We start from the raw sequence: 26,915 nt of genomic DNA on the forward strand, positions 1-26,915 counted from the left end.
ATAGCCTTAACCCATCTTGTATCTTTGGGTTTAGTATTAACTTAACTAAAAACTATTATGGCAAATACAGGAAGTACACTATTAGCATTAATTACCGGAGCTGCAATTGGAGCAGGAGTAGGTTTATTATATGCTCCAGATAGCGGTGAAAAAACACGAAAAAAATTAAAAGACGAATCTAAAAAAGCTCAGGATAGATTGAATAAAAAGTACACAGAGACTTCTTCTAATCTAACCGAAAAAGCCAAGCAGGCTCGTGTAGACTTTGAAGCACGTTTGGAGGAAACTCTTTCTTCAGCAAGTCATAAAGCAGATGATATTCTTACTGCAATGGAAACTAAATTAGAAGAGCTTAGAAAACAAAACGCCAAATTACAGAAAGAAGGTAAGGGGGGCGATTCTAAAGATAAACCTAACAAAGCAGTAGTATAGTAGCAATTTTATGGCATTTGAAAAACTATCCAGAAGTATTGACGAGCTAAATTATAATTTGAAGGCATTTGCCCACAGCAATGCCGAATATTATAAACTTGAATTCTTTAAACAAGCCATGAAAGGGGCCATTGGTCTCGTTCAGGGTCTATTGTTGGGTATATTTTTCATTTTTGCCTTAATATTACTTTCGGTAGCTGTTGCTATACTTATCAGCGAGGCTATTGGTACACCAAGTTCCGGTTACTTTATTGTAGGCGGATTCTATTTTCTATTATTCCTTGGAATATTATTCTTCGGAAGAAAACCAATTGAGAAGATTTTGCTTTTAAAAGTTTCAAGAAAATTTTTTAACGATTAAGCGCTATGAAGGAATATAGTTCATTCAAAGAAATAGATCGGGATTTAAAAATTCTGAAACTTCAAACCAAGATAGACCAGGAAGAGATTAAACTGAATATAGAGCGGACTAAAAGTGCCCTGTCTCCTTTATCTCTTATGGGAAGTATGGCAGGATCTATCTTGCAAAAAGCATTTATTCTTAAAGCTGTAACGAAGCTTACCGGTTTAAAAAAGGTAACCGCTTCAGTAAAGAAATAAAGATTTCTTAGGCATATTATATTATAAAGGTTTGAGAGTTTATTTTTTATCTCCGTCAACCTGGACTTGTTTCAGGTTCTAGAATGTTAGATTCTGAAATAAGTTCAGAATGACATTTGATATTAAAATTAAACCTTCAAACCTTTTTTTATTCAATAATTTTGGCCCGTATAGTATAAACTGAGATTACAATTATCTGCGTTTTGTATCCGGTTTATTCTTTTTTTCCTGTTCAATTTCTTCATTTTTCTTGCGCATCGCTTCTCCAATTTGATTGGAAGCAGTAAACGAAGCCACCATATTATTCAGCATATCACTTCCTGCCTGGGGAGAGTTGGGTAATAATATAAGATTACTGTTGGTTTCTTCACCAATGGCCTGCAGCGTATCATAATGCTGTGTTACCACAATTAGAGCAGAAGCTTCCTGCGAATTTATTCCCACATTATTAAGTACATCCACACTTTCTTCTAGTCCGCGGGCAATTTCCCTTCTTTGATCGGCAATTCCCTGTCCTTGTAAGCGTTTACTCTCGGCTTCGGCGCGTGCCTTGGCAACAATTCGTATTCTTTCGGCTTCCCCTTCGTACTCTGCAGCCACTTTCTCGCGTTCTGCCGAGTTTATTCGGTTCATAGCGTGTTTCACCTGCTCATCGGGATCAATGTCTGTTACAAGCGTTTTAATGATGTCATAACCGTAATCCTGCATAGATTGGTTAAGTTCACGGTTTACAGCAATTGCGATATCATCTTTTCTTTCAAAAACGTCATCAAGAATCATTTTAGGAACTTCAGCCCTTACCACATCAAAAACATAGGAAGTAATTTGGTCTGACGGACTTTCAAGTTTATAAAAAGCATCGTAAATATTGGTTCTAATAACCTGGAATTGTACTGAAATTTTCAGTTTTACAAATACGTTATCCTTGGTTTTGGTTTCAACCAGAACGTCTAATTGCTGAACTTTTAAATTAATCCTGCCGGCAATTTGGTCTATAATAGGAATCTTTAAATGTAACCCGGAATTCTTGATACTTTTAAACTTTCCAAAGCGCTCAAGAATAGCCGCTTTTTGCTGCCGAACGGTGAAAATTCCGCTAAAAAGGATAACAAGAAATAAAACAAGAAAAATGGGGATAAATACGTAGCTAATCATAATTCTAAAGAGATATAAGTTGATTCTCCCAAGATAGTGAAACTTTGCTTAGCTGTATTGATTTTGATATAAACAAAAAATAGGCTGCTTGAAAAGATTTTAAAGCGTCATCCTGAACTTGTTTAAGGATCTATTATGATGATATTTCCAACATGTTAGAAGCTGAAAACAAATTCAGCTGGACGAAAAATAACTCTTCAAACAGCCTACTTTTAGAATTATAATATATTACCCCAAAGTCTTTATCGCATTTTCAAGACGGGAAATGGTTTCTTGCTTTCCAATCATTTCTGCGATTTCGTAAAGATCGGGGCCTTGCATAGCACCAACTAGGGCTAACCTAAAAGGCTGCATTACTTTTCCAAAACCGACTTCCTTGTCTTGGATCCAGGCTTTTACTTTTGCCTGTAAACCTTCTGCTTTAAAATTTTCCTGTTCCTTTAAAACCTTAATCAATTCCTGCATAAGATTTGAAGTATCTTCCTTCCAGGCTTTTTTTACGTTTTTAGGATCATATGAGGTAGGGGCAACGAAGAAGAAATAACCCTGTTCCCAAATATCATTTACAAAAACAGCACGCTCTTTCATTAATTTTACCACTTCCAAAACATAGTCTGAAGAAGCTTCAATTTCCTTCAGCTGAAGTATTTTTTCAAGTTTTTCAGCAATTATCTTATCATCGGCTTCGTGCATATAATGCTGCTGGAACCACTTGGTTTTTTCAGGATCAAATTTTGCTCCGCCTTTGTGAACACGGCTTATTTCAAAAGCTTCAACCAGTTTGTTCAGCTTAAAAAATTCCTGTTCTGTTCCGGGATTCCAACCCAAAAAGGCCAGCATATTGGTAACTGCTTCAGGAAAATAACCATCTTCCCTGTAACCCGCAGAAATATCCCCTGAATTTGGATCTTTCCATTCCAGCGGAAAAACAGGGAATCCTAGTTTATCACCGTCTCGTTTGCTTAATTTTCCTTTGCCCTGTGGCTTTAAAATAAGTGGTAAATGTGCAAATTTAGGGGCATCCCAGCCAAAAGCACGATATAACATAAAATGTAACGCCAGGGAAGGCAACCATTCTTCGCCACGAATCACGTGGGAAATTTCCATTAAATGATCGTCTACAATATTAGCCAGGTGATAGGTGGGCATTCCATCACTTTTAAACAAAACTTTATCGTCTAAAGTACTGGTGTCAATGTCCATATTACCGCGAATTTCATCTTTAATATGCAGGTTTTCATCTGCTGGCGATTTAAACCTGATCACGTAATCCTCGTCGGCATCTAATTTATCCCTGATTTCATCTTCAGAAAGTGCCAGGGAATTTTTTAATTTCTGGCGGTTGTGCCAGTTATAAATAAAGGTTTTTCCTTTTTCTTCGTGGTCTTTTCTGTGTGCGTCTAATTCTTCAGCCGTATCAAATGCATAATAGGCATTATCGGTTTTAATAAGTTCTTCGGCATATTTTCGGTACATTTCCTTACGCTCGCTCTGGCGGTAAGGACCATAATCACCTTCTTTTCCGGGACCTTCATCAAATGGAATTCCGCACCAGTTAAGGGATTCAATAATATAATCTTCGGCACCTTCCACATAGCGGTTTTGATCGGTATCTTCAATACGCAATACAAAATCGCCCTTGTGTTTTTTGGCAAATAAATAATTATATAAAGCTGTTCTAACCCCGCCAATATGCAAAGGGCCGGTTGGACTTGGTGCAAAACGCACGCGAACTTTAGCTGACATATCTAAATTTGTTTTTGAACACAAAGATACAACCTTATTAAACGAAACCTAATGGAGGATTACCAATCCCGTGGTAAATTACTCCGCTAAAATTGTTGTATTTTTAAGCCTCAATTATGGAAAGTTACAAACAGGTTAGAAGAAAACTGGAGGCGTTTATCAGGAAATTTTACCTGAATAAATTGCTGAAAGGACTAATATTATTTTTTGCAATTGGGCTGCTTTATTTTCTTGTGGTTTTAGCGATTGAACATTTTTTATGGTTAGAACCTGCCAGCCGTACTTTTTTATTCTGGATTTTTGTTGGGGTAGAGGTGATACTTTTGGGATATTTTATATTGATTCCGCTAACCAAACTTTTTAAATTTTCTAACGGAATAAATGATGAAGAGGCCTCAAAGATTATAGGCGCTCATTTTCCTGAAGTAGACGATAAATTACTGAATGTACTTCAGCTTAAAAAAGATGCACATCAATCTGAATTATTACTGGCTGGAATCGAGCAGAAATCGGCTGAATTAAATAAAGTGCCTTTTACCCGTGCGGTCGATTATAAAGAGAATAGTAAATATTTAAAATATGCATTATTTCCGCTAATCCTGATTTTAGGACTTTTAGTTACCGGAAATATTAACCTTGTTGCTGCGCCATTAGGTCGATTAGCAAAACACAATACGGCTTTTGAAGCGCCCGCGCCGTTTAGATTTTTGATTTTGAATGATTCGTTGATGGCGCGAGAGAATACAGAGTATAAAATCCTCGTAAAAACTGAAGGAAATATTACTCCTGAAAAACCGGAGATTTCCTATAACGGACAAACCTATTTCCTAAAACAAATCGCTCCCGGAAGCTTTGAATATACTTTTAAACGTCTTCAAAATGATGTGGATTTCAGGTTGAGTGCCAACGGAATTTCCTCGGAAGAATATAATCTTGAAACCCTAAAAGTACCGAAACTTTTAGATTTTAATATGAAGTTTGATTATCCCGATTATATTGGAAAGGTAGATGATAGTTTGAGCGGAACCGGAAATGTAAATGTCCCTGAAGGAACAAAGATCACTTGGGATTTTAATACTAGAAATACGGATATTCTTAATTTTTCAACTAAAGATTCCCTGGTAAAAATTTCGGCGGAAAATACAGATTTTCAATATTCACAAGCTGTTTATTCCCGGTTGGATTACCGCGTTAGCACTAGTAATAATGCGATTAAAAACTTTGAAGCTTTAGATTATTCCGTTCGTGTTATTAAGGATGAATATCCGGAAATGGAAATTCAGCAAAAACTGGATAGCATAGATAAGAGCACTCAATATTTCTACGGAAAACTATCTGATGATTACGGATTAAACCGGTTAAATCTGGTTTATTATATTGAAAATAAAGAAGATAGCCTTAAAAAGCAGGAAATTACCATTTCCAAAACTGCTTTTGACGAATTTCATTACACTTTTCCTGGTGATTTGGATCTCGAACCCGGAGAGACCTATAATTTTTATTTCCAGCTTTGGGATAACGATGGGGTTAACGGATCAAAAAGTACCAAGAGTTCAACATTTAGTTTTCGAAGAAAAACGGCAGATGAAATCGAAGCGGAGAAGCTAAAACAACAACGTGAATCTATAGATAATTTGGGTGAAAGTTTAAGGGATATTAAATCTTCAGAAGAGGAATTGAATGAGCTAAACCGCTTGCAGAAGGAGAATGAAAACCTTGATTATAATCAGCGTAAAAAATTTGAGAATTTTATTCAACGGCAAAAGCAGCAATCTGAAATGATGCGGAATTATTCTGAAAAATTTAAAAAGAGTTTTGAAGAAGAGCAGGACGAACTTAATTCAGATTCTGCGGAAAAAGAAGAATTAAAGAAGCGTTTAGATAGAAACGAAGAACGCTTAAAGGAAAATGAAGCTTTGCTTAAGGAATTGCAGGAAATAGCCGATAAGATTAATCGGGAAGAATTGGGGGAGAAGTTAGAGGAATTATCTAAACGAAATCAAAGTGAAGAGCGAAACCTGGAACAACTTTTAGAATTAACCAAGCGATATTATGTAGAAGAAAAACTTCAAAAACTCGCCAGGGATTTGGATAAACTTTCGGAGAAGCAAGAGGGATTGGCAGAAAATTCCGATGATAATTCTCTAGATGAACAAGAGGAGATTTCAGAGAAATTCGAAGAATTTCAGGAGGAAATGAATCAATTGGAAAAGGATAATAACGAACTTCGAAAACCAACCGGCTTACCCCGTGACGAAGTTGATGAGGAAAGTATTAAAAACGAACTAAATGAAGCTAAGGAAAATTTAGAAAATAAGGAAGAAGAAAAGGCTAAAGAAAAACAGAAGAATGCCGCACAGCAAATGAAGAAAATGAGCCAAAGAATGCAGCAAATTTCTATGCAGCAAAGTGGGGAAGAATTAAAAGCTGATATTAAAACTTTACGCCAAATTTTAGATAATTTAATTGCATTTTCTTTTCAGCAGGAAGATCTTCTGGATGATTTTAATAGTATAGAAATTAATAATCCTGGGTATGCTGCCAAGCTTAGAAGGCAAAGTGATTTAAGGGAGAATTTCAGGCATATAGATGATAGTTTATATTCCCTTGCACTTAGCAATCCTATGATTACAGAAGAGATTACAAAAGGTCTGACCGATATTGAATTTGACATAAACAAATCGCTTGAACGTCTTGCCGAAAATGAGTTGCCGCAGGGAACCGCAAGCCAGCAGTATGTTGTAACCGGTGCGAACGACCTTGCTTATATGCTAAGTGAAATTCTTTCCATGATGCAACAACAAGCCAATCCGCAAATGGGTAAAGGCGATGGTAAAGATTCTGAATTTCAACTTCGGGATATTATAAAGAAACAACAAGGAATCAATAAGGAGTTCCAGGAAAAAGGCGAGCAACAAAAACAGCAACAGAAAGGTAAGAAACCCGGAGAAGGAATGGGAGAAGGAGAGATGGAAGAATTGTTCGAAATTTATAAAGATCAGCAAGAACTTAGACAGCGTTTACAGGAACTGAATAAGAAGGAGGGTTCTCAGCAGGGAAAACAAATTGAAGAACAAATGAAGGAGGCGGAGGAACAGCTTCTTGATAAAGGATTTGATCCTCAAAACCTTCGGCAGCTGCAACAATTGGAACACGAATTGATGGAACTTGAAGATGCAAAATTACAGCAGGGAGAAAATAATAAGCGGGAGTCCAAAACCAATTTGCGAGAGTTCGATAACACAACTAAAGATCAAAGTATTAAGGCTAAAGAATATTTCAATTCTATAGAAATTTTAAACAGACAAACCTTACCTTTGCGCGAAATTTATAAACAAAAAGTAAAGACTTATTTTGAACGAACAAACAATTAATTTTCATTCAGAAAATGATTTTCAATTAGAGGATGAAAAGTCTTTTGATAATTGGATCAGAGAAATAATTGAATCGGAGAAGAAAGAGCTTGGAGAGATTAATTATATTTTTTGTGACGATCATTATTTGTATAAGATCAATTTAAAGTTTTTAGATCACGATACGTATACCGATATTATTTCCTTCGATAATTCTGAAGGAAATGAATTGAACGGTGATATTTTTATTAGTACAGATCGTGTTACAGAAAATGCTAAGGAATATAATGTTGATTTTTCTGAAGAGCTAAAACGGGTGATGAGTCACGGTATTTTGCATTTATGTGGATATGGAGATAAATCTGAAAGTGAAGCCAAGGAAATGCGACAGAAGGAAGACGAAAAGATTGCATTGTTCCACGTGGAACAATAAATTTAGAAAGAAGAAATTTTATGTTCGAAGATGAATATGATGTTATAGTAGTTGGTGCCGGGCACGCAGGAAGCGAAGCCGCGGCCGCAGCTGCAAATTTGGGTTCAAAAACCTTATTGGTGACGATGAACCTCCAAAATATTGCTCAAATGAGTTGTAATCCCGCGATGGGCGGAATTGCAAAAGGACAGATTTTGCGCGAAATTGATGCTATGGGTGGTTATAGCGGGTTGGTTAGTGATACCAGCGCCATTCAATTTAAAATGCTCAACAAATCTAAGGGACCCGCAATGTGGAGTCCAAGGGTCCAGAGTGACAGGATGATGTTTGCCGAGCATTGGAGACTTAGACTGGAACAGACTCCTAATCTCGATTTTTACCAGGAAATGGTGGCCGGTATTATTATGGAAGGAAACCAACTTAAAGGGGTGAAAACTTCTTTAGGATTGGAAATTCGCGCCAAGTCTGTAGTGTTAACCAATGGAACTTTCTTAAACGGTTTAATACATATTGGGGATAAGAATTTTGGCGGTGGTAGAGCTGGGGAAAGAGCCGCAACCGGAATCACGAAAGATCTCGTTGATGTAGGTTTTGAATCTGGAAGAATGAAAACCGGAACTCCGCCAAGAGTTGATGGAAGATCTTTAGATTATTCTAAAATGATTGAGCAACCAGGGGATAAAGAACCATCTAAATTTTCGTTTTTAGATGAAACCCAGCCATTAAAAAAGCAGCGTTCTTGTTATATGACTTATACCTCTCCCGAGGTGCACGAAATCCTGAAAGATGGTTTTGAAAGATCGCCAATGTTTAATGGCAGAATTAAAAGTATTGGACCAAGATATTGCCCGAGTATTGAAGATAAAATTAACCGTTTTGCTGACAAGGATCGTCACCAACTTTTCGTAGAACCAGAAGGCTGGAATACCGTTGAAGTTTATGTAAATGGTTTTTCAACTTCCCTTCCGGAAGATGTTCAGTTTAAAGCTTTACGTTCGGTTGCTGGTTTTGAGAATGTAAAATTCTTTAGACCCGGTTATGCTATAGAGTATGATTATTTTCCACCAACACAACTGAAACATACCTTAGAAACAAAACTTGTTGACCGTTTATATTTTGCGGGTCAAATCAACGGAACTACCGGTTATGAGGAGGCCGCCTGCCAAGGATTAATGGCCGGTATAAATGCCGCGTTAAAAGTTCAGGAAAAGGAAGAGTTCATCATTAAAAGGAACGAAGCTTATATCGGCGTTCTTATAGATGACCTTATTACCAAGGGTACAGAAGAGCCTTATAGAATGTTTACTTCCCGTGCTGAATATAGAACTTTATTACGTCAGGATAATGCCGATTTTAGATTAACCGAACGTTCTTATAAAATAGGTTTAGCTACCGAAGAGCGAATGCGAAAAATGGAAGAGAAGAAAGAGAAGTCTTCAAACTTTGTGGAATTCCTTCGGAATAAAAGTGTTTCTCACGAAGATTCAAATCCGGTTTTGGAGGCCAATAATTCTGCTTTAATGACACAAAGCGATAAAATATTTAAGATATTTTCGCGCCCTAATATCACGATGAAAGATGTTAGAAAGTTCCCAGGGGTAGAAGAATATATCGAGGAGAATAATTTGAATAATGAGATCATGGAGCAAACCGAAATCCAGGTAAAATATTCAGGTTATATAGAAAAGGAAAAGAACAATGCCGATAAATTGAATAGGTTGGAGGATGTAAAAATTCCGAATGATTTTGATTATTCAAAGATTAAATCTATGTCTTATGAAGCTCGTGAAAAATTGAATAAGGTTCAGCCAATTTCAATCTCCCAGGCATCAAGAATTAGCGGTGTGAGTCCGAATGATATTTCGGTTTTGCTGGTTTATATGGGGAGATAATTTTAATAGTTCCACGTGGAACAAATTATTTTTGAGTAAAATATCTAATAATAATTTCTGCATCAAATTGAATTCGCATAAAGGAAAGAGAAACAAGTCAGCATTTTTTGTGTTCGGATTAAGCAGTAAAATGTTTCTTCTCTTTTCGATGTTTTGGTTGTTTGATTCTTGTGTAATTACCACGCATTCGGTAAAGGAAATTGATACTTCAGAAATGGCTCAGCCCGATGCTCTTTCAGAGTATACTTCTTTTAAATTTAGCAGTGCTGTAAAACCGCAAAAAACAAAAGATTGGTTTCGAAATTATTTTGGCCTGGATCGGAAGGATGATTTAGTGAATTTTAAATCAAGTTTTTTAGAAGATTCCAATCACGAATTTATAATTACAATTTCTGATTATTCAGATAAGGAGGAATATATGGATCTCACCGGACTTTTTTTTGGGGGAGGTGTAAAAAACCGGGTTGGAGATCTTAAGTTTTTTATAGAGATTACCATCACTGATAAATCTGGAGTTGATCATTTAGCTGAAGATTCTATTTTTCAGAAACCAATTCTAGAAAAATTATCTGAAATGAGAAATGAATTTCAATCTTTTACCGGAAGTAATCCTGATCAAAAATTCTTTTAATGCCAGATAAAAATTTGCCTTTAAAATGTAAAGATCATTTGGTTTCCGGAGAAGAATTTCGATTGGAAATGCGAAACGATTTCGAGATTTTGGAGACCCTTCCCAAACCGAAAAATCTTTCAGCATATTATGAAAGTGAAGATTATATTTCCCATACAGATTCAAAAAAATCTATTACCGATAAAGTTTATCGCGCTGTAAAAAAATACATGCTTTCAGAAAAACTAAAGTGGATTTTACAAGTTTCAAACGGAAATAAAATCTTGGATATCGGGGCAGGAACCGGGGATTTTTTAGAGGCTGCAAAAGAGAAGAAGTTTGAAGTTTCGGGAATTGAGCCAAACGATCACGCTCGAAAGTTAGCCTTTCAAAAAGGTATAGAATTACAGAAGGAACTAGCATACTTTGATGATATTTCTTTTAATGTAATTACGATGTGGCACGTGTTAGAACATGTTCCAGATTTGGAATTTCAGCTTAAAGAATTGCATCGGCTATTAACACCAAATGGAGTGGTGGTAATTGCAGTTCCAAATTTTAAAAGTTTTGATGCAAACTATTACAAAGAGTTTTGGGCGGCTTATGATGTTCCCAGGCACCTTTGGCATTTTTCCCAAAATGGAATTTCAGAATTATTTAAAAATTATAATTTCCAAAAGCTACAAACCAAACCACTGGTCTTTGATTCTTTTTATGTAAGCTTACTTTCAGAAAAACATAAAACCGGAAAAGGAAATTTTATAAAAGCTTTCAATATTGGTTTGAACTCTAATTTAAAAGCGAAAACCACTTCAGAGTATTCCTCGCTCGTATATTTCTTTCAAAAAAGCTGAAATTTACATTTTAAGCTGATTTAAGAGCTTTCCTGAGTATAAAGCAAGCATTTACCTTTTTAATTTTTAAAAGCGCAGTATCGGGCCTTTATTTGCTTCATTTTTAATCAAATATTCTTATAAAGTATTCAGCTTCTATAAGGATTTACTATATCTCTTTATTATTCAATTTTGCTTTATATCAAAAATTTAACTTTCATACATTTGCGGGAAACAAATTATAATCATCATGATGAAAAAACTTTTAATGATTTTGGTAGTTGCTGTTTTACTTACTTCCTGTGACCAGGAAAAAACAGCTTATGTAGATACCACAAAACTAATTCAGGAGTACAAAGAGATGAAAGATGTGGAAGCTGAATTTTCTACACAATCAGATTCTGTAAAGAGACAATTAGATTCTATTGCGAGAACATTCCAGCAGGAAGTTCAGGCTTACCAGGAGGAAATGAATTCTTTATCACAGGCACAACGCCAGGAAAAAGAGCAGGAGTTAATGCAAAAACAACAAAGAATTCAACAGCAACAACAAATGCAGGGTAACCGACTTAGAGAGCAAAGCGATGCTGTTATAGATTCTATTGTAGATAAAGTAAAGGATTATGTAGCAGATTACGGTGAAGAGAATGGTTACACCTATATTTTTGGGTCTAACGAGTCTGCCAATATTATGTACGCGAAAGACGGTAAAGATCTTACCGAGGAAATTCTTGAGAATTTAAATGAAACTTATAATCAGAACTAATTAGGTTATAGTTTCTTTAAGAGGTCTGAGAAGTTTTCCAATTTCGTCAAGCTGAACTTGTTTCAGGATCTAGGTTCAAATTCACTTAGAAGCTGAAACAAGTTCAGCTTGACGAAAAGAATGACTTCTCAGGCCTTTCTTATTTTAAGACATTAAATAAACCCCAAAGATTACCACAATAAAATATCCGGTTAAGGTAAAGGCACCGGCGTAATCTTTCGCAATTCTTTGTCCGAATAAAAGCATTAGCAGCGTGATGGCCGCGAGGATGCATGTGTAGAGCGCCATAGTTGGATCGTTATATCCAATAAGCCAGATTAGACCTAAAATTGCTATAATTCCAGTTATAATTTCAAGAATCATAATAATACCCACCATTAAAGAAACCTGACCGGCGAGAAAAGTTCCTGAAAAATGTTCTTTTAACCAGCCTGTATTTCCTTTCCAATCGGCAGCTTTATCAATTCCAGACTGCAGAAAAGTGATAAGGATAAAAATCAGGATAAGAATTTCGGTAACATTTGCGTAAAGGTTTTCCATAATTTAAGCTGCTTTTTTGTGTAAATATCGGGTAAGTCTTATAGAAAGATCGGTTAGTATAATTTTGGCATTTCCATTTCTTTCAATATGATAAATCGCTTCTTCAAGGGCGGAAATAATATCTTTTATATTATTTCCGTGCACAAAAGGTGCAAATTTGTCCAGTTTAAATCCCGGGGTGGCCGGTTCGAGGTAAACCAATTTGTCAGCTTTATAATTCAGCATTAAAGCCTGGCGGAAAAAATCTATGCAATACAGCAAAAAACTCTTTTGAGATTCCCTTCCCATTCCGGCAATTTCTTCGCTCCAGGAAATAAGTTCCAGAACCGTCGCGCGATTTCCTTTTGCTTTAAATGCGGTACGCACCCAATTGATAAACCAGGTTTCAAATTGTTGATCTCCGCTATCTTTCTGTAACAAATGAAGGGCTCGAGTATAACTTCCGTTCGCCTGGTGAGCAATTTTTAAAGCATCAGGCTTAGTGCAATTTTCATTCTTATTTAAAAAAGCTGCAATTTCATCTTCCGGCAAAGGAGGAAAATGAAGTTTCTGGCAACGCGAGCGGATGGTTTGAATTATTTGTTCTTCATCTTCAGTAATAAGAAGGAAGAGGGTGTTTTTCGGTGGTTCTTCAATTAATTTCAGCAATTTGTTGGCAGCTGCGGTGTTTATTTTTTCTGCCATCCATATAATCATAATTTTAAATCCGCCTTCATAAGCTTTTAGCGAAAGTGATTTAACCACTTCCTGGGCTTCGTTTACCCCAATCTGGCCTTGTTTATTTTCAATTCCAAGTTTCTGGTACCATTCAAATAAGCTTCCGTAGGGATTGGTTTTTACAAATTCACGCCATTCTTCTAAAAAATGCGAGGAAACTGGATGTTTTTTAACCTTCTGGTTGGCCGCAACCGGAAAAGCAAAATGAAGATCTGGATGAGCCAGTTTTCTAAACCTTTCGTTACACTTTTCATTTCCGGCAAGATTTTCTCCGTCTTTATTCTTACAAAGTAAATACTGTGCGTATGCGATAGCAAGTGGCAATGTACCGCTACCACTTTTCCCAACAAATAACTGCGCGTGGGGAACCCGGCCATTATCGGCCGTAGTGGTTAGATGTTTTTTTAAATGCTGTAAACCTATTATTTCTTCAAAAAGCATAAGCAAATATAAAATTTATATACACTTTAATGTCTTCGGAAAAATTTATATTTGTAAATAGCGTATGCTGAATAAAAGCCGATTGGGCTTAATCTTAACCAACCAAACCAGATTTTTGGTTTTAAAAAATGAAATGAAAAATGAAGACTTTAAACGATTTTAATTTTAAAAACAAACAGGCATTAATAAGAGTAGATTTCAATGTTCCATTAAATAAAGATCAGGAAGTAACTGATGCTAATAGAATTGAAGCAGCAAAACCTACAATTCTTAAAATTTTAGAGGATGGCGGGAGCGTTGTTTTAATGTCGCATCTTGGCAGGCCGGAAGGCAAAGAAGATAAATATTCTTTAAAGCATATTGTAAAAAAAGTAGCAGAAGTTATTGGGGTAGAACCTAAGTTTGTGAACGACTGTGTGGGAGATGAAGTTAAAACTGCGGCGGATAATTTACATCCCGGGGAGATCTTATTGCTGGAAAACCTTAGGTTCCATAAAGAAGAAAAAGGCGGAGACGAAGATTTTGCAAAACAATTGTCTCAACTTGGAGATATTTACGTAAACGATGCTTTTGGTACGGCTCACCGTGCTCACGCATCTACCACTGTTGTGGCTAAATATTTTGACGATAAATGCTTCGGATATTTATTAGAAAAAGAAATTAAAAACCTTGATAAGGTACTTCACAGTAAAGAAAAGCCGGTAACCGCAGTTTTAGGTGGCGCTAAAGTTTCATCTAAAATTACCGTAATTGAAAATATTCTTGATAAAGTAGACCATTTGATTATTGGTGGTGGAATGGCCTATACTTTTATTCTCGCCAAAGGTGGAAAAATAGGAAATTCTCTCGTAGAAGAAGATAAGCAGGAATTAGCCTTGGAAATTCTTAAAAAAGCTGAAGCTAAAAATGTCCAGGTTCATCTTCCGGTAGATTCTATTATAGCGGATAGCTTTTCTGAACAGGCTTCTACCGATACTGCTAAAATCCAGGAAATTCCAGATGGCTGGATGGGGCTTGACGCGGGACCGGAGAGTATCAAAAATTTTGATGCCGTAATTCAGGAATCCAGGATTATTCTTTGGAATGGACCACTTGGCGTATTTGAAATGGATAAATTTTCAAAAGGAACTATCGCTTTAGGAAATTCTATTGCTGAAGCTACTAAAAAAGGAGCCTTTTCTTTAGTTGGAGGTGGAGATTCTGTAGCCGCGGTTAAGAAATTCGGTTTTGAAGAAAAAGTAAGCTATGTTTCTACAGGTGGCGGTGCCATGCTAGAAATGTTAGAAGGAAAATCGTTGCCCGGTATTGAGGCAATTGGGAAATAAAACGTACTAAAATCTAAGATTTTACGTTCTTTTTTAAATCTTGAATAATTATGGGCAGGTATATAATTTTATCTCTTGTATTCCTTTTTGGAATTAGCCTTCAGGCGCAGGAAGGGGAGAAGGGGAAGCAGGTAGAGAAAGCTAATTTTAGGGTGCAAATCTTCCAGAAGGTAGATAGCAGTGAAATTATTCTTGCTCATCCAGATCCTGAATTTAAGGATAAATTACCAATTTCGGCTGTGATTAGGGATTCTTCTGCGGTTTCGTTAGAAGATCTTCCCCGCGCAGCCGAAATTGATTCTGTTTGGAAAGCACAGCTTACCAATTCAGATCTTTTTGATGAGATGTATAAAAGCATCAGAGAACAGGATTATGAAGATGAAGTAAACCGCGAACTTCCTACAGATACCTTAAAAGCCAGGCTGGCCAAATTAAATGCACGCACGCCATTTAACGTAGAATATCATCCTATACTTGAAAGTGTTATCAATTCCTATTTAAAACGCAATAAGAAGGCCATGGAGCGTCTTATGGCGTTAAGTGAATATTACTTCCCCATGTTTGAGCAGCAGCTTGACCGGTACGATATTCCGCTGGAGATAAAATACCTTGCCATTGTAGAATCGGCATTAAATCCCAGAGCAAAATCCTGGGTTGGTGCTACCGGGCTTTGGCAATTTATGTACAGAACGGGAAAAGCCCACGGACTTGATGTAAGCAGTTATGTAGATGAGCGTATGGATCCGCAAATGTCTACTGAAGCTGCTGCGCAATATCTGGCGAATCTATATCGTTCTTTTGAAGATTGGGATTTGGTATTAGCTTCTTATAATTCCGGGCCCGGGAATGTTTCTAAAGCAATTCGGCGCAGTGGTGGGTCTAACAACTACTGGGAATTAAGAAGATTTTTACCACGAGAAACTGCAGGTTATGTTCCGGCTTTCCTCGCAACACTTTATCTTTTTGAGTATGCCGATGCACACAACTTCCAGCCGCAGGGACCAGACATTGCTTTTTTTGAAACCGATACTATAAAAGTAAAAAAATTGATCACCTTCGATCAAATTTCTAAGGTTACCGGGGTAGAAAAAGAAATGCTTCAGTTTTTAAATCCAAGTTACAAACTAGACGTTATTCCGTTTGTAGAAGATGAAAATTATATGATAAGGCTTCCCGCCACTGTTAGCGGTGCTTTTGTGAGTAACGAAGCCGCCATTTATAATTTTGCCGAAGAGGATATAAAAAATAAAGCAGAAGCTTTTCCTGAATTTGTAAAAGCTGAGGAACAAATAAGGTATCGTGTAAAAAGCGGTGACTATCTAGGAAGAATTGCCGAACGTTACGGGGTAGGTGTAAGCAGTATAAAACGTTGGAATAATCTTAGAGGCAATAATTTAAGAATAGGGCAGTATCTTACTATTTATCCGCGAAAACCCGGTGCAGAAACTCAAAATGCATCTACTGGAAATAGCCAGAAAAACAACGAAAAAACCTATACAGTGAAGAAAGGGGATTCACTTTGGAGTATTTCTCGTAAGTTTCCGGGAGTTACGGTACAGAATTTGAGGGCTTGGAATGATATGGGTAATAGTAGCCTGAAACCCGGTATGGAACTTAAACTTTCCAAGGGTTAATCATTTCAAACCAAACTAATTAAAATGAAAAAAACATTATTCCTTCTATTCGGTTTAATTTTTCTCGTTTCCTGTAACGAAAACGGCGATAAAGAAGAAGAACGTATCCTTTCAGACTCTTCTGGAAATATTAATCAAATCACCCTGATAATTAAGAACGATTTATGGGAAGGCCCGGTAGGTGAAGCCATAAGAGATAATTTTGCCGCTACGGTAGAAGGCTTGCCCCAGGAAGAACCAATGTTTTCTCTAAGCCAGGTACCGCCGGAAACTTTTAGCGGATTTGTTAGAAAAAACCGTTCTTTTATTTCTGTTCAGGAAGGGAAAGAAACTGAAGCCAGAATTATTAAAGATCTCTATGCCCGGCCGCAAACCGGTGTAATTATTTCTGGAGAAAACGAAGAAGAACTCATTCATATTATCAATGAAAGTTCAGAAAAATTAGTTTCAGCTTTCAAAGAGACCGAAATGAAGGAGAAACAACGCCGAATGAAAAAATCGCTTAAAAAAGATGGGAAACTTGAAGAAAAATTCGGTTTATCTTTAGATTTTCCTTCTGCTTATAGATACGCTTTAGAAGAGGAAGATTTTGTGTGGATAAGAAAGGAAATACCCAAAGGGAATATGGAAATTCTTATCTATGAAGTGCCTATCAATCAAATTGAATCTGATACAAATACCATTGGAAATATAATTAAAATGCGCGATTCTATTGGAAAAGCTCATATCCCGGGCCCCACTGAAGGAACGCATATGATTACCGAAGAAGCCTACGCTCCTTATCTTTTTGAATCTGAAATTGATGGAAAATTCGCTTACGAAACCCGTGGAACCTGGGAAGTGAAAGGTGCTTTTATGGCGGGACCGTTCTTAAATTACGCAATTAAAGATGAAGCAAATAACCGTTTTTTAGTAGTAGAAGGTTTTGTTTTTTCTCCCTCAAGAAGCAAGCGTGATAATATATTTGAAATAGATGCTATCCTGCAATCTGCAGATATTGAATAGCACAAATCAAGACAAATAAAAAAGCCCAAACTTAAAAGTTCGGGCTTTTTTGTATAAGGTAGTTGTAATTATTTGTCTATTTCTTTTCTTCAGAAAAATTCTTATCATCAGAAGTAACTGTCTTGTCGCCATTTTCATCCTTGGAAGCGTCTTTAAATTCTTTAATTCCACTACCTAAACCTCTCATCAATTCAGGAATTTTTCGACCTCCAAATAATAGCAATATTACCACAACAATTAAAATAATTTGCGGGGCACCAATGGCTAATGGTAAAATAAGTGCGTTCATAACATATAATTTTGATATTACAAACTTAACAAGAATTAAATTATTACAACGTTAATATGGCTTAAATTTAAGTTTTAACTGTGTTGTATTTTAAACCGGGATGGCATTTTTATTGAAAACCTTATTTTTCTATAAAAGAATTCAATTTGGACTTAAGTTTGAGAACTTCATTTATCAAGCTCAAATTTTAATTTAACTTTGTAAGCGGAATATGGCTGAAAACAAAAAAGAAAGGAAAAAATTCACCAAGAAGTTACTTCATAAATACCGGATGGTAGTTTTGAATGAAGATACTTTTGAGGAAAAGCTTTCTTTTAAATTAACCCGGCTCAATGTTTTTGTAACCATTACGCTAAGCGCGATAATTCTAATTGCAGCCACTACTTTTATAATTGCTTTCACTCCGCTTAAAGAATACATTCCCGGTTATTCATCGGCTCAATTAAAAAGGCAGGCTTCTGAGCTGGCTTATAAGTCAGATTCGCTTCAGCAGGTTTTAAAGATGAATAATCAATATTTAAGTTCTATTAAAAATGTACTTACCGGTAAAGCAGATACCTCCAGTTTAAGCAGGGATTCTATGGTTGAAAATCCTATAATGGGCCAGGAAATTGAAGCTATAGAACCTTCTCGCGCAGATTCCTTATTAAGAGAAGAAGTAGCGCAGGAAGATAAATACAATGTTTTGCCATCGGCTACAGATAATATAGATTTTTCTTTATTTCCACCGGTTAAAGGATCAATTTCTGAAGAATACGATGCTAAGGAGAAACATTATGCAGTAGATATCGTGGTGGCTAAAAACACCCCGGTAAAATCGGTTGCCGATGGTCGTGTAATTCTTTCAGAATGGACTACAGAAACCGGTTATATTATAATTATTAAGCACGAATATGGCTTATTATCGGTTTACAAACACAATGCTTCCATAGCCAAAGAACAGGGTGAAAATGTAAGAAGGGGAGAAGTTATTGCCACTGCAGGATCTACTGGAGAATACACTACCGGCCCACATCTGCATTTTGAACTCTGGAACGAAGCCGTGCCTGTAGACCCTACAGATTATATTGATTTTGATTAATAAATCACGACCTTTGTAATACAAAAGGTATTTCTGAAATTTAGAATACTAATTAATTCAAAAGAACCTATGTCTTTAAAGTCGTTTGGAGCAAAGATTTTTGCTAGTTATATACGGAAGAAAATAGATAAATGGGCTTCTCAACCTGAAGCTACCCAGCAAAAGGTATTCAGGGAGCTTATTGAAAAAGGTAAAAACACAAAGTTTGGGCAGGATCACGACTTTAAAAACATAAAAACCTATAAAGATTTTACCCAAAAAGTGCCAATTCGGGATTATGAAGAATTGCGATTTTATGTAGATAAAATGGTGGCCGGTGAGGTAGATGTTTTATGGCCGGGTAAACCTTTATATTATGCAAAAACATCGGGAACTACCAGCGGTGCCAAATATATTCCGTTAACGAAAGATTCTATGCCGGCGCATATTAATGCCGCCAGGAACGCAATTTTATGTTATATAGACGAAACCGGAAATGCTAAATTTGTAGACGGAAAAATGATTTTCCTCCAGGGAAGCCCCGAAATGGATGAAAAAAACGGGGTAAAATTAGGTCGGTTATCAGGAATTGTTGCGCATTATGTTCCTGCTTATCTTCAGAAAAATAGAATGCCCAGCTGGAAAACCAATTGTATTGAAGACTGGGAAACCAAAGTAGACGCTATAGTTGAAGAAACCATCCACGAAGATATGAGCGTGATTAGCGGTATTCCTTCCTGGGTACAAATGTACTTTGAAAGGCTTCAGCAAAAAACCGGTAAAAAAGTCGGTGAACTTTTTCCTAATTTTAACCTGTTTATCTACGGCGGAGTACATTATGAACCCTATCGCGCTAAATTTGAAAACCTTATTGGGAGAAGAGTAGCCAGCATAGAACTTTATCCCGCATCTGAAGGCTTTTTCGCTTTTCAGGATAAGCAGAACGAAAAAGGAATGTTACTTCAGCTGGATTCGGGAATGTTCTATGAATTTATTAGAAGCGACGAATTTTTTGAGGAAAATCCGAAGCGTTTAACGATAGGAGATGTAGAAAAAGGTGTTAATTATGTAATAATAGTTTCTACCAATGCCGGTCTTTGGGGCTACAATATGGGAGATACTATACAGTTTACTTCTTTAAAACCTTACCGCGTAATTGTTTCAGGACGCATCAAACACTATATTTCGGCCTTTGGAGAACACGTTATTGGTAAGGAAGTAGAGGAAGCTATGCAAGAAGCTATGAGGAGTACCAAAGCCAGGATAAGCGAATTTACGGTTGCTCCCCAAATCACTCCTGAGAATGATGAATTACCCTATCACGAGTGGTTTATAGAGTTTGAGGAAGAGCCTGAAAATATGGATGAATTCCATCGTATTTTAGAAAAGACACTTCAGGAGCAAAATTCATATTATTTCGATTTAATTGAAGGCAAAATACTTCAGCCTTTAAAAATCACTACAATTCCTAGAGGAGGCTTTAATCATTATATGAAGTCTATTGGTAAATTAGGCGGACAGTTTAAACTCGCCCGCCTCTCCAACGACAGAAAAATAGCCGAAGTGCTTGAAGAAAATTTAAGAAAATATAATAAATGACGAATTTAAAATTACTCGGTCGTACCCGGGCACAAGAAAGTACCCACGCCATAGAGCGCATGTATATTACAATGCGCCATCTTTTCAACCGTGGATTTTATAAACCTATGGGTGTTTCTGGTGAGACTTTACGGGAAGCTTTACTTATACTTCGCCCCGAAATTTACGGTTCTATTGCCGATGATAAAGCAGAACTAAGCGGTTTGCTGTATGTGGTAGATCGTTTGCCAAAAGGAATTGAAGAATGCCGTTTTATTAATCTAACTAGCGATGAAGGTTATGGTAATTCGCATTTTAAGCCCATTGTTCCGCCTAAACGTCGTCGAAACTGTTACCGTATAGACGAGGAGCAAATGAATATTGAAATCACTCGCGGTAGATCTGAGATTTATGATATTCTTACCCACCTTACTTTTCTCTTTGTAGAATCGCATAAAATAATGCGACGTGTCATTATAGACGAAGAAGGAAGCGTAACCCGCGATTGGCAAAAACTGGAAAAATCAGTTTTACAGGAAGGACCATTAGATCAGGCACAACGTGAAATTGCCTTAACCCATACCGCCAATATTTTAGGCAGAACATTCTTTGAAGTTCAGGATATTTATCCAAAATTTTCGCTTCCGGGTAATCCAGAGCGTTTTCTGAATATAATTTACTGGTTGGGGAAACTCGCTATTGCAGAAACCATACATAACGATAAAAGGATTATTACTTTTAGTCCCGTTTTACGCGAACGATTAGGACACCATATTCACGGAGAAATTTGGGCCGATAATATTAAACAGCATCTTATAAAACAGAATTTAATGCATCGACCATTACACATTATTAGCGCGAATATGCACAGTGTTATGAATACGCTTTATACGCCTTCAGCCTTAAAAACCGAACTTAAAAAGAAAAAGCCACTGGAGATTTATGAATTGCTTAGTAACAGTGCCAACGGCGATTTACGAAGTAAGGTGATGAAATCGGCTTTAGATAATGGGATGACGTTTTTAGATGATAAAAGCGGAACCAATATTGATGTGCAAATCTTTGATACGGCTAAATTAAACGGCAAATATGGAAGCTGTGATATTAAAACCGAAGAAGATGCACCGGTAATTATCGTGATGGATTATGCATTTGGAGAGCAGGCTTATGAAACTATGGATGAGCTGCTGAAGCCTTACAATTTTGAAGGAAATGAGATTAAAATGAACGTAGAATCAATTTCCATTATGGGGAAAGCCGGTATCCTTGAAGGTGGAAAAGGCGATATTATGATCCCTTCTGCTCATTTATTTGAGGGAACTGCAGATAATTATCCGTTTAAAAACGAACTTAGTCCGGCCGATCTTGAAGGCAGCGGAATAGATATTGTAGACGGCGCGATGATCACAGTTTTAGGAACTTCGCTTCAAAATCGGGATATCCTTAAATTTTTCCACGATTCTACCTGGAATGTTAGCGGACTCGAAATGGAGGGCGCACACTACCAAAAGGCCATTCAGGCGGCTTCTAAATTACGGGGAAGTATAGATAGTGAAGTTAAAGTGAGATATGCCTATTACGCTTCCGATAATCCGCTGGAAACCGGTAGCACGTTAGCTTCCGGGGGTCTTGGAACTACCGGGGTAAAACCCACTTATTTAATTACTGAAAAAATCCTGGAACAAATCTTTAAATCTTAGTTTATGCACGTTGAAGAATCGCCTTTAAAAGACTGTTTTATCATTAAACCCGATATTTTTCGGGATAAACGGGGCCTTTTCCTGGAGAGCTATCACAAGAAGAAATTTATAGAGTTAACCGGGATAGAAAAGGAATTTGTTCAGGATAACCAGTCAATTTCAAAAAAAGGTGTTTTACGCGGGTTGCATTATCAAACCGGGGAGTTAGCACAAACTAAACTGGTACGTGCTATTTATGGAAAAGTGCTGGATGTGGTGGTAGATTTAAGACCAGAATCATCCACTTTTAAACAAAGTTTCAAAATAATTCTTGACGACGAGAATTTATACCAACTCTATATTCCCAAAGGTTTTGGCCACGGCTTTGTAACTCTTTCAGAAACTTCAGTTTTTGCTTATAAATGCGATGAATATTATTATCCAGGCTACGAAGCCGGCATTATTTATAACGATCCAGATTTAGCGATAGACTGGGGTTTCCCCGAAGAAGATATGATAATTTCAGATAAAGATTTAAAGCAACCGCGATTAAAAGAAGTTTTTAAATGAAGAATATTCTCGTTACTGGGGCCAACGGACAGTTAGGAGCCTGTTTTAAAAAGATTGAGGGGAATTATCCTGATTTCAATTTTGAATTTAAGTCTTCTGCCGAAGCTGATATTACCGATAAATCAAAATTACAGCAACTTTTTTCTGAAATGAATTTTGATTGGATTATTAACTGTGCGGCTTACACCAACGTTGAAAAGGCCGAATCTGAAGAAGAAAAAGCTTTTAAAATTAATGCTGAAGCTGGCAAAAAACTCGCGGAGGTTTGTGAAGAAAATCAAGCAATTTTAGTGCATTTTTCCACCGATTATGTTTTTGATGGAAAGGCAGAAAAACCTTATAAGGAAACCGATAAAACCAATCCTATAAACGTGTATGGCGCTTCCAAATTAAAAGGTGAATTAGCAATTGCTGAGGTTTTAAAAGAGCATTTTATTTTCAGGACTTCCTGGTTGTATTCAGAATTTGGACATAATTTTTATAAAACTATCCTGAGGAAAATAGAAGAAAAAGCCGAATTAAACATTACTACTTCCCAAACCGGGACTCCAACCAATGCCAACGATCTGGCTGAATTTGTTATGGAAATAATCGCTACAGAAAATAAGAATTTTGGTCTTTATCATTTCAGCAACTCAGGCAAAGCGACTTGGTATGATTTTGCGAAAGCAATTTTAGAATTTACAGGAAATTCAAAAAAAATTCGGTTAAACGAAAGCAACAAGTTTAAGACCATTGCTGCCAGACCGGATTACAGCGTATTGGACAAAACTAAAATTCAGCAGAAATTTCAGAAGCAAATTCCTGAATGGAAAGTGAGCCTTAAAACACTCATCCTTTCGTAAATCTCATAAAATTTGAGTAATTTTCGCACAAACTTCAGGAATGGCAAAAAGAATACTCATTACCGGTGCTGCCGGCTTTTTAGGCTCTCATTTATGTGATAGGTTTATTAAAGAAGGTTATGAAGTTATTGCAATGGATAACCTTATTACCGGAGATCTAAAGAATATTGAGCATCTTTTTAAACTGGATAAATTTGAGTTTTTTCATCACGATATCACCAAATTTATTCACGTTCCCGGGCAGTTAGATTACATCCTTCATTTTGCTTCTCCAGCAAGCCCCATAGATTATTTAAAGATTCCCATTCAAACTCTAAAAGTTGGCTCCGTTGGAACACTCCATTGCCTCGGTTTGGCAAAAGAAAAGAATGCAAGGATTTTGATTGCTTCAACTTCTGAAGTTTATGGCGATCCTCAGGTTCATCCGCAAAATGAAGAATATTATGGAAATGTAAATACTATTGGGCCACGAGGAGTTTATGATGAAGCAAAGCGATTTCAGGAATCTATTACCATGGCTTATCACAGATTTCACGGCCTGGAAACAAGGATTGCACGTATATTTAATACTTACGGACCCAGGATGCGATTAAACGATGGTCGTGTAGTCCCTGCGTTTATTGGTCAGGCGTTGCGGGGTGAAGATCTCACCATTTTTGGTGATGGTTTGCAAACGCGCTCGTTTTGTTATGTAGACGATCAAATTGAAGGAATTTATCGTTTATTATTAAGTGATTATGCCGATCCTGTAAATATTGGAAATCCCGAAGAAATCACTATTAAAGATTTTGCCGAAGAAATCCTGAAACTTACCGGGACTGACCAAAAAATAGTTTACAAAGAACTCCCGGAAGACGATCCTTTAAAAAGGCAACCCGATATTAGTAAGGCAAAAGAAGTTTTGGGTTGGGAACCTACTGTTTCCCGGAGCGAAGGCATGAAAATCACTTACAATTACTTCAAAAGTCTAAGCCCTGAAGAATTGGAGAAAAGCGAGCACAAAGATTTTTCCAATCATATAAGGCGATAAATTTAGTTATGGGGAGTCCCTTGGTTTCAGTAATTATGCCCGCCTTTAATGCGGAAAATTTTATTGAAGCAGCGGTGAATTCTGTTATTGCTCAAACCTATTCCAACTGGGAATTGTTTATTATCGATGATGCTTCTACTGATGCGACGCTTTCTAAAGTTGAAAAATTCGCAAAGCAAGATTCCCGGATTAAAATTATTCAAAATAAAAAGAACCAGGGCACAGGAGTAAGTCGCAATAAAGGCATTAAAGCCGCTCAGGGCGATTTTATAGCTTTTTTGGATGCAGATGACCAGTGGAAACCGAGAAAGCTGGAAATCCAGCTTGAAGTGATGCAGCAGCAGGATGCGGCAGTTTGTTTTTCCAGTTATCAGCCCATAGAGGAAAATGGAAATTCCCGAAGCGAAATTATTGAAGCTCTGCCAATTTTAACCCATCAAAAACTTCTAAAATCAAATTACCTCGGCAACCTCACCGGAATTTACAGCGCTAAAAAATTAGGAAAAATTTACGCTCCTGAAATCAGAAAACGACAGGATTGGGCACTTTGGCTTGAAGCTGTTGAAGGAGGCGGTCCGGCAATAGGTGTTCAAAGATGTTTAGCGAAATACCGGGTGAGAAAAGGTTCAATTTCAGGGAATAAATTGGAGATGCTTAAATATAATTTCAACGTCTATCACAAGGTTTTAGGCTTTAGTTTCTTTAAAAGCGTTGGTTATATGCTGGTTTTTCTCAAGGAACATTTCTTTATAAAACCAAAACAGGTAAAACGAATTTAGAAATTACACGTCATCCTCTCCCGAAATTTCGGGATATTTCAGGACCTATGTTTTGCATTAACCACCCCTTATCTTCAACAAAACTGAATTCATTCCCCTCCTTGAAAAGGAGAGGAGCCTTTTGGTCCTTTAAAAATTTTAATTCTGTACTTCTCTTATTCTTTTTTTCTTTTTAAAAACGCATAAAAGCTCCTCCCCTTATTTTCAATTGGATTCCGCCTGAATGACAAAGTCGGGCAGGGTGGCCGATAGGCCGGGGGTTTACAAATCTGAAGTAAATTGCTTCAATTTCCCGCTTTTACTTCTTGTAAGCTTCTCCTTTCGTTCAAAAGCAACTTTTAAATTTTTACCAACATAGGTCTCAATGGCCTGTAATATTTTTTGCTTCTGGTTTTCAGAAAAATCAGTCTTACTTACATATTCAATTTTAAAAGCATCTGCTGCATTTTGATTGATTACAAACTCTTTAATACTACCGGTGTCCCCAATAATACTTTTGGTTACGTAATAAAATGTAAGTCCGGGCACCACTTTTCCATCGGAAAGAGTGGCAATATCGTTAGTGCGGCCAATTAATTTTTCCAGGATTGGTTTTTTCAACGTACTTTTTTCTGAAAGAATTCCGGTATCGCCAATATCGTAGCGAATCATTGGATGAGCCTGGTTATAGAGTGAAGTGATTACGATACGGCCTTCAGTTCCATTTGGCACTGGATTATTATTTTTATCAAGAATTTCAACAAAAAGATCTTCTGAATTCACCACCCATTCATTTTCCTTATTTTCAAAAGCGATAAGTCCCACTTCACTGGCGCCATATTCATTCACCACAGGAACTCCGAAAACCGTTTCCATCAGTTTTTTATCTTCTTTGAATAATCTTTCAGAAGTAACAATACAGAGTTTTAGGCTGGGACAAACCTCTTTTAAAATCAGGTTTCTGTTTTTAAGGAATTTGGCGAAAAGTAAGACTGCGCTGGTGTAACCGTTGATATAACTAAAATTTGAATGGTGAAAACGCTTCAGAAATTTCTCCATTTTCTGCTCGCTCAGGTCAAAAATGGGAAACCTTCGGCGGAGGCTAATTCGGTCCTTGATTCGCTCCTGGGCATTTCCGTAGAAATCCAGCGGAATTCCATAAAACCTGGCCTGTAAAGATTTGTTGAGGTCAATATTGTGCCATTGGTAGCGATCCTGAAAACCTGCCCAGCTAAGCGCGTGAGCAAATTTATCTTTGGCAAAAATAAAAGGGGTCCCGCTGCTGCCCGAAGTCTTACCAATATATACAGTCGATTTTGAAAAACCTTTACTCAGCCGATTTTGGAGCTTTTGCTGTAAATTGGTTTTCGCCATTACCGGCACCTCATTCCAGTTAGAAAATGAACTTTTTCCGAAGAAATTTTTATAAAACCGATTATTATTTAAGTGATATTCAACAATTTCCTTGCGTTTTTCACTAAGGTAATTTTCATAATTTTCTGCGGGAATTTTCTGTATTTCCTGTAGTGTTTTTTGCGCCCGGTTTATGGGAAATTTATTCAGCTGCAACGAAAGTTTAAACCAGTCCAAGGGCGAAAAAGCTTTTTTATAAGAAATAATTGGT

The 26,915-nt window shown here is 36.9% G+C and carries 25 protein-coding genes; 19 read left to right on the forward strand and 6 right to left on the reverse strand.

Going from position 1 to position 26,915, the window contains the following annotated elements; all coding sequences use genetic code 11:
• The first annotated feature begins 57 nt into the window (after positions 1 to 57).
• Genes B5X53_RS01765 through B5X53_RS01775 form a run of 3 tightly spaced genes read left to right on the forward strand, consistent with a single transcriptional unit; the run spans position 58 to position 1,032 of the window.
• Positions 58 to 432 carry a YtxH domain-containing protein gene (locus B5X53_RS01765; RefSeq protein ID WP_079711509.1) on the forward strand — a complete coding sequence of 125 codons (375 nt, stop codon included), beginning with the start codon at positions 58 to 60 and terminating at the stop codon, positions 430 to 432.
• Between the two features lie 10 nt (positions 433 to 442).
• A complete protein-coding gene (locus B5X53_RS01770; protein ID WP_079711510.1) occupies positions 443 to 793 on the forward strand; it encodes a phage holin family protein in 351 nt (116 codons plus the stop codon).
• A gap of 5 nt (positions 794 to 798) precedes the next feature.
• On the forward strand, positions 799 to 1,032 hold the full coding sequence (locus B5X53_RS01775) for a DUF6327 family protein (RefSeq protein ID WP_079711511.1): 234 nt from the start codon (positions 799 to 801) through the stop codon (positions 1,030 to 1,032).
• 192 nt (positions 1,033 to 1,224) lie between these two features.
• On the opposite strand, the gene B5X53_RS01780 is transcribed toward B5X53_RS01775, so the two are convergent.
• Together B5X53_RS01780 and gltX are read right to left on the reverse strand one after the other, a co-directional pair.
• Positions 1,225 to 2,187 carry an SPFH domain-containing protein gene (locus B5X53_RS01780; RefSeq protein WP_079711512.1) on the reverse strand — a complete coding sequence of 321 codons (963 nt, stop codon included), beginning with the start codon at positions 2,185 to 2,187 and terminating at the stop codon, positions 1,225 to 1,227.
• A gap of 228 nt (positions 2,188 to 2,415) precedes the next feature.
• Positions 2,416 to 3,933 carry a glutamate--tRNA ligase gene (gltX, locus tag B5X53_RS01785; protein ID WP_079711513.1) on the reverse strand — a complete coding sequence of 506 codons (1,518 nt, stop codon included), beginning with the start codon at positions 3,931 to 3,933 and terminating at the stop codon, positions 2,416 to 2,418.
• Between the two features lie 116 nt (positions 3,934 to 4,049).
• Between gltX and B5X53_RS01790 the strand changes: the two genes are divergently transcribed.
• From B5X53_RS01790 to B5X53_RS01815, 6 genes are all read left to right on the forward strand, one after another.
• The gene (locus B5X53_RS01790) at positions 4,050 to 7,307 is read left to right on the forward strand and encodes a coiled-coil domain-containing protein (RefSeq protein WP_079711514.1); all 3,258 of its coding nucleotides are present in this window, start codon (positions 4,050 to 4,052) and stop codon (positions 7,305 to 7,307) included.
• On the forward strand, positions 7,288 to 7,719 hold the full coding sequence (gene ybeY / locus B5X53_RS01795) for an rRNA maturation RNase YbeY (protein ID WP_079711515.1): 432 nt from the start codon (positions 7,288 to 7,290) through the stop codon (positions 7,717 to 7,719). The genes B5X53_RS01790 and ybeY overlap by 20 nt, the downstream gene beginning before the upstream one ends.
• Before the next feature lie 20 nt (positions 7,720 to 7,739).
• Positions 7,740 to 9,611: a tRNA uridine-5-carboxymethylaminomethyl(34) synthesis enzyme MnmG gene (gene mnmG / locus B5X53_RS01800; RefSeq protein WP_079711516.1), complete on the forward strand. Its 1,872-nt coding sequence runs from the start codon at positions 7,740 to 7,742 to the stop codon at positions 9,609 to 9,611.
• A gap of 130 nt (positions 9,612 to 9,741) precedes the next feature.
• Entirely contained in the window at positions 9,742 to 10,242 is a 501-nt protein-coding gene (locus tag B5X53_RS01805; RefSeq protein ID WP_143533229.1) for a hypothetical protein, read from the forward strand.
• A complete protein-coding gene (locus B5X53_RS01810; RefSeq protein WP_079711518.1) occupies positions 10,242 to 11,075 on the forward strand; it encodes a class I SAM-dependent methyltransferase in 834 nt (277 codons plus the stop codon). Before B5X53_RS01805 ends, B5X53_RS01810 begins: the two co-directional genes overlap by 1 nt.
• 229 nt (positions 11,076 to 11,304) lie before the next feature.
• Positions 11,305 to 11,820 (forward strand): OmpH/Skp family outer membrane protein, encoded by a 516-nt coding sequence (locus tag B5X53_RS01815; protein WP_317042307.1) that lies wholly within the window; start codon positions 11,305 to 11,307, stop codon positions 11,818 to 11,820.
• A 144-nt stretch (positions 11,821 to 11,964) separates the two neighbouring features.
• On the opposite strand, the gene B5X53_RS01820 is transcribed toward B5X53_RS01815, so the two are convergent.
• Both B5X53_RS01820 and B5X53_RS01825 read right to left on the reverse strand, forming a co-directional pair.
• Complete coding sequence (locus B5X53_RS01820) at positions 11,965 to 12,360, reverse strand: DoxX family protein (protein ID WP_079711519.1); 396 nt, start codon at positions 12,358 to 12,360, stop codon at positions 11,965 to 11,967.
• 3 nt (positions 12,361 to 12,363) lie between these two features.
• The gene (locus B5X53_RS01825; protein ID WP_079711520.1) at positions 12,364 to 13,518 is read right to left on the reverse strand and encodes a DNA polymerase III subunit; all 1,155 of its coding nucleotides are present in this window, start codon (positions 13,516 to 13,518) and stop codon (positions 12,364 to 12,366) included.
• A gap of 140 nt (positions 13,519 to 13,658) precedes the next feature.
• On the opposite strand from B5X53_RS01825, the gene B5X53_RS01830 reads away from it, so the two are divergent.
• The 3 genes from B5X53_RS01830 to B5X53_RS01840 are packed head-to-tail and all read left to right on the forward strand — an operon-like array spanning position 13,659 to position 17,482.
• Positions 13,659 to 14,843, forward strand: a complete 1,185-nt coding sequence (locus B5X53_RS01830; protein ID WP_079711521.1) for a phosphoglycerate kinase — start codon at positions 13,659 to 13,661, stop codon at positions 14,841 to 14,843.
• A gap of 50 nt (positions 14,844 to 14,893) precedes the next feature.
• The gene (locus B5X53_RS01835; protein ID WP_079711522.1) at positions 14,894 to 16,477 is read left to right on the forward strand and encodes a lytic transglycosylase domain-containing protein; all 1,584 of its coding nucleotides are present in this window, start codon (positions 14,894 to 14,896) and stop codon (positions 16,475 to 16,477) included.
• Between the two features lie 24 nt (positions 16,478 to 16,501).
• Positions 16,502 to 17,482, forward strand: coding sequence for a DUF4837 family protein (locus tag B5X53_RS01840; protein ID WP_079711523.1), 981 nt, complete (start codon positions 16,502 to 16,504; stop codon positions 17,480 to 17,482).
• 76 nt (positions 17,483 to 17,558) lie between these two features.
• On the opposite strand, the gene tatA is transcribed toward B5X53_RS01840, so the two are convergent.
• Positions 17,559 to 17,771 (reverse strand): twin-arginine translocase TatA/TatE family subunit, encoded by a 213-nt coding sequence (gene tatA / locus B5X53_RS01845; protein ID WP_079711524.1) that lies wholly within the window; start codon positions 17,769 to 17,771, stop codon positions 17,559 to 17,561.
• 211 nt (positions 17,772 to 17,982) lie between these two features.
• Here tatA and B5X53_RS01850 point away from each other — a divergent pair, with 211 nt between their 5' ends.
• From B5X53_RS01850 to B5X53_RS01880, 7 genes are all read left to right on the forward strand, one after another.
• Complete coding sequence (locus B5X53_RS01850) at positions 17,983 to 18,852, forward strand: M23 family metallopeptidase (RefSeq protein WP_079711525.1); 870 nt, start codon at positions 17,983 to 17,985, stop codon at positions 18,850 to 18,852.
• A gap of 69 nt (positions 18,853 to 18,921) precedes the next feature.
• The gene (locus B5X53_RS01855) at positions 18,922 to 20,430 is read left to right on the forward strand and encodes a GH3 auxin-responsive promoter family protein (RefSeq protein ID WP_079711526.1); all 1,509 of its coding nucleotides are present in this window, start codon (positions 18,922 to 18,924) and stop codon (positions 20,428 to 20,430) included.
• A complete protein-coding gene (locus B5X53_RS01860; RefSeq protein ID WP_079711527.1) occupies positions 20,427 to 22,109 on the forward strand; it encodes a DUF6909 family protein in 1,683 nt (560 codons plus the stop codon). Before B5X53_RS01855 ends, B5X53_RS01860 begins: the two co-directional genes overlap by 4 nt.
• A gap of 3 nt (positions 22,110 to 22,112) precedes the next feature.
• Positions 22,113 to 22,658, forward strand: a complete 546-nt coding sequence (gene rfbC / locus B5X53_RS01865) for a dTDP-4-dehydrorhamnose 3,5-epimerase (protein ID WP_079711528.1) — start codon at positions 22,113 to 22,115, stop codon at positions 22,656 to 22,658.
• Positions 22,655 to 23,503, forward strand: a complete 849-nt coding sequence (gene rfbD, locus B5X53_RS01870) for a dTDP-4-dehydrorhamnose reductase (protein ID WP_079711529.1) — start codon at positions 22,655 to 22,657, stop codon at positions 23,501 to 23,503. The genes rfbC and rfbD overlap by 4 nt, the downstream gene beginning before the upstream one ends.
• Before the next feature lie 40 nt (positions 23,504 to 23,543).
• Positions 23,544 to 24,533, forward strand: coding sequence for a UDP-glucuronic acid decarboxylase family protein (locus tag B5X53_RS01875; RefSeq protein ID WP_079711530.1), 990 nt, complete (start codon positions 23,544 to 23,546; stop codon positions 24,531 to 24,533).
• 8 nt (positions 24,534 to 24,541) lie between these two features.
• A complete protein-coding gene (locus tag B5X53_RS01880) occupies positions 24,542 to 25,312 on the forward strand; it encodes a glycosyltransferase family 2 protein (RefSeq protein WP_079711531.1) in 771 nt (256 codons plus the stop codon).
• A gap of 261 nt (positions 25,313 to 25,573) precedes the next feature.
• Here B5X53_RS01880 and B5X53_RS01885 read toward each other — a convergent pair whose 3' ends face one another.
• On the reverse strand, positions 25,574 to 26,881 hold the full coding sequence (locus tag B5X53_RS01885) for a phenylacetate--CoA ligase family protein (RefSeq protein WP_079711532.1): 1,308 nt from the start codon (positions 26,879 to 26,881) through the stop codon (positions 25,574 to 25,576).
• Between the last annotated feature and the right edge of the window lie 34 nt (positions 26,882 to 26,915).

It is taken from the genome of Salegentibacter salinarum (assembly GCF_900168115.1).
Lineage (GTDB): Bacteria > Bacteroidota > Bacteroidia > Flavobacteriales > Flavobacteriaceae > Salegentibacter > Salegentibacter salinarum.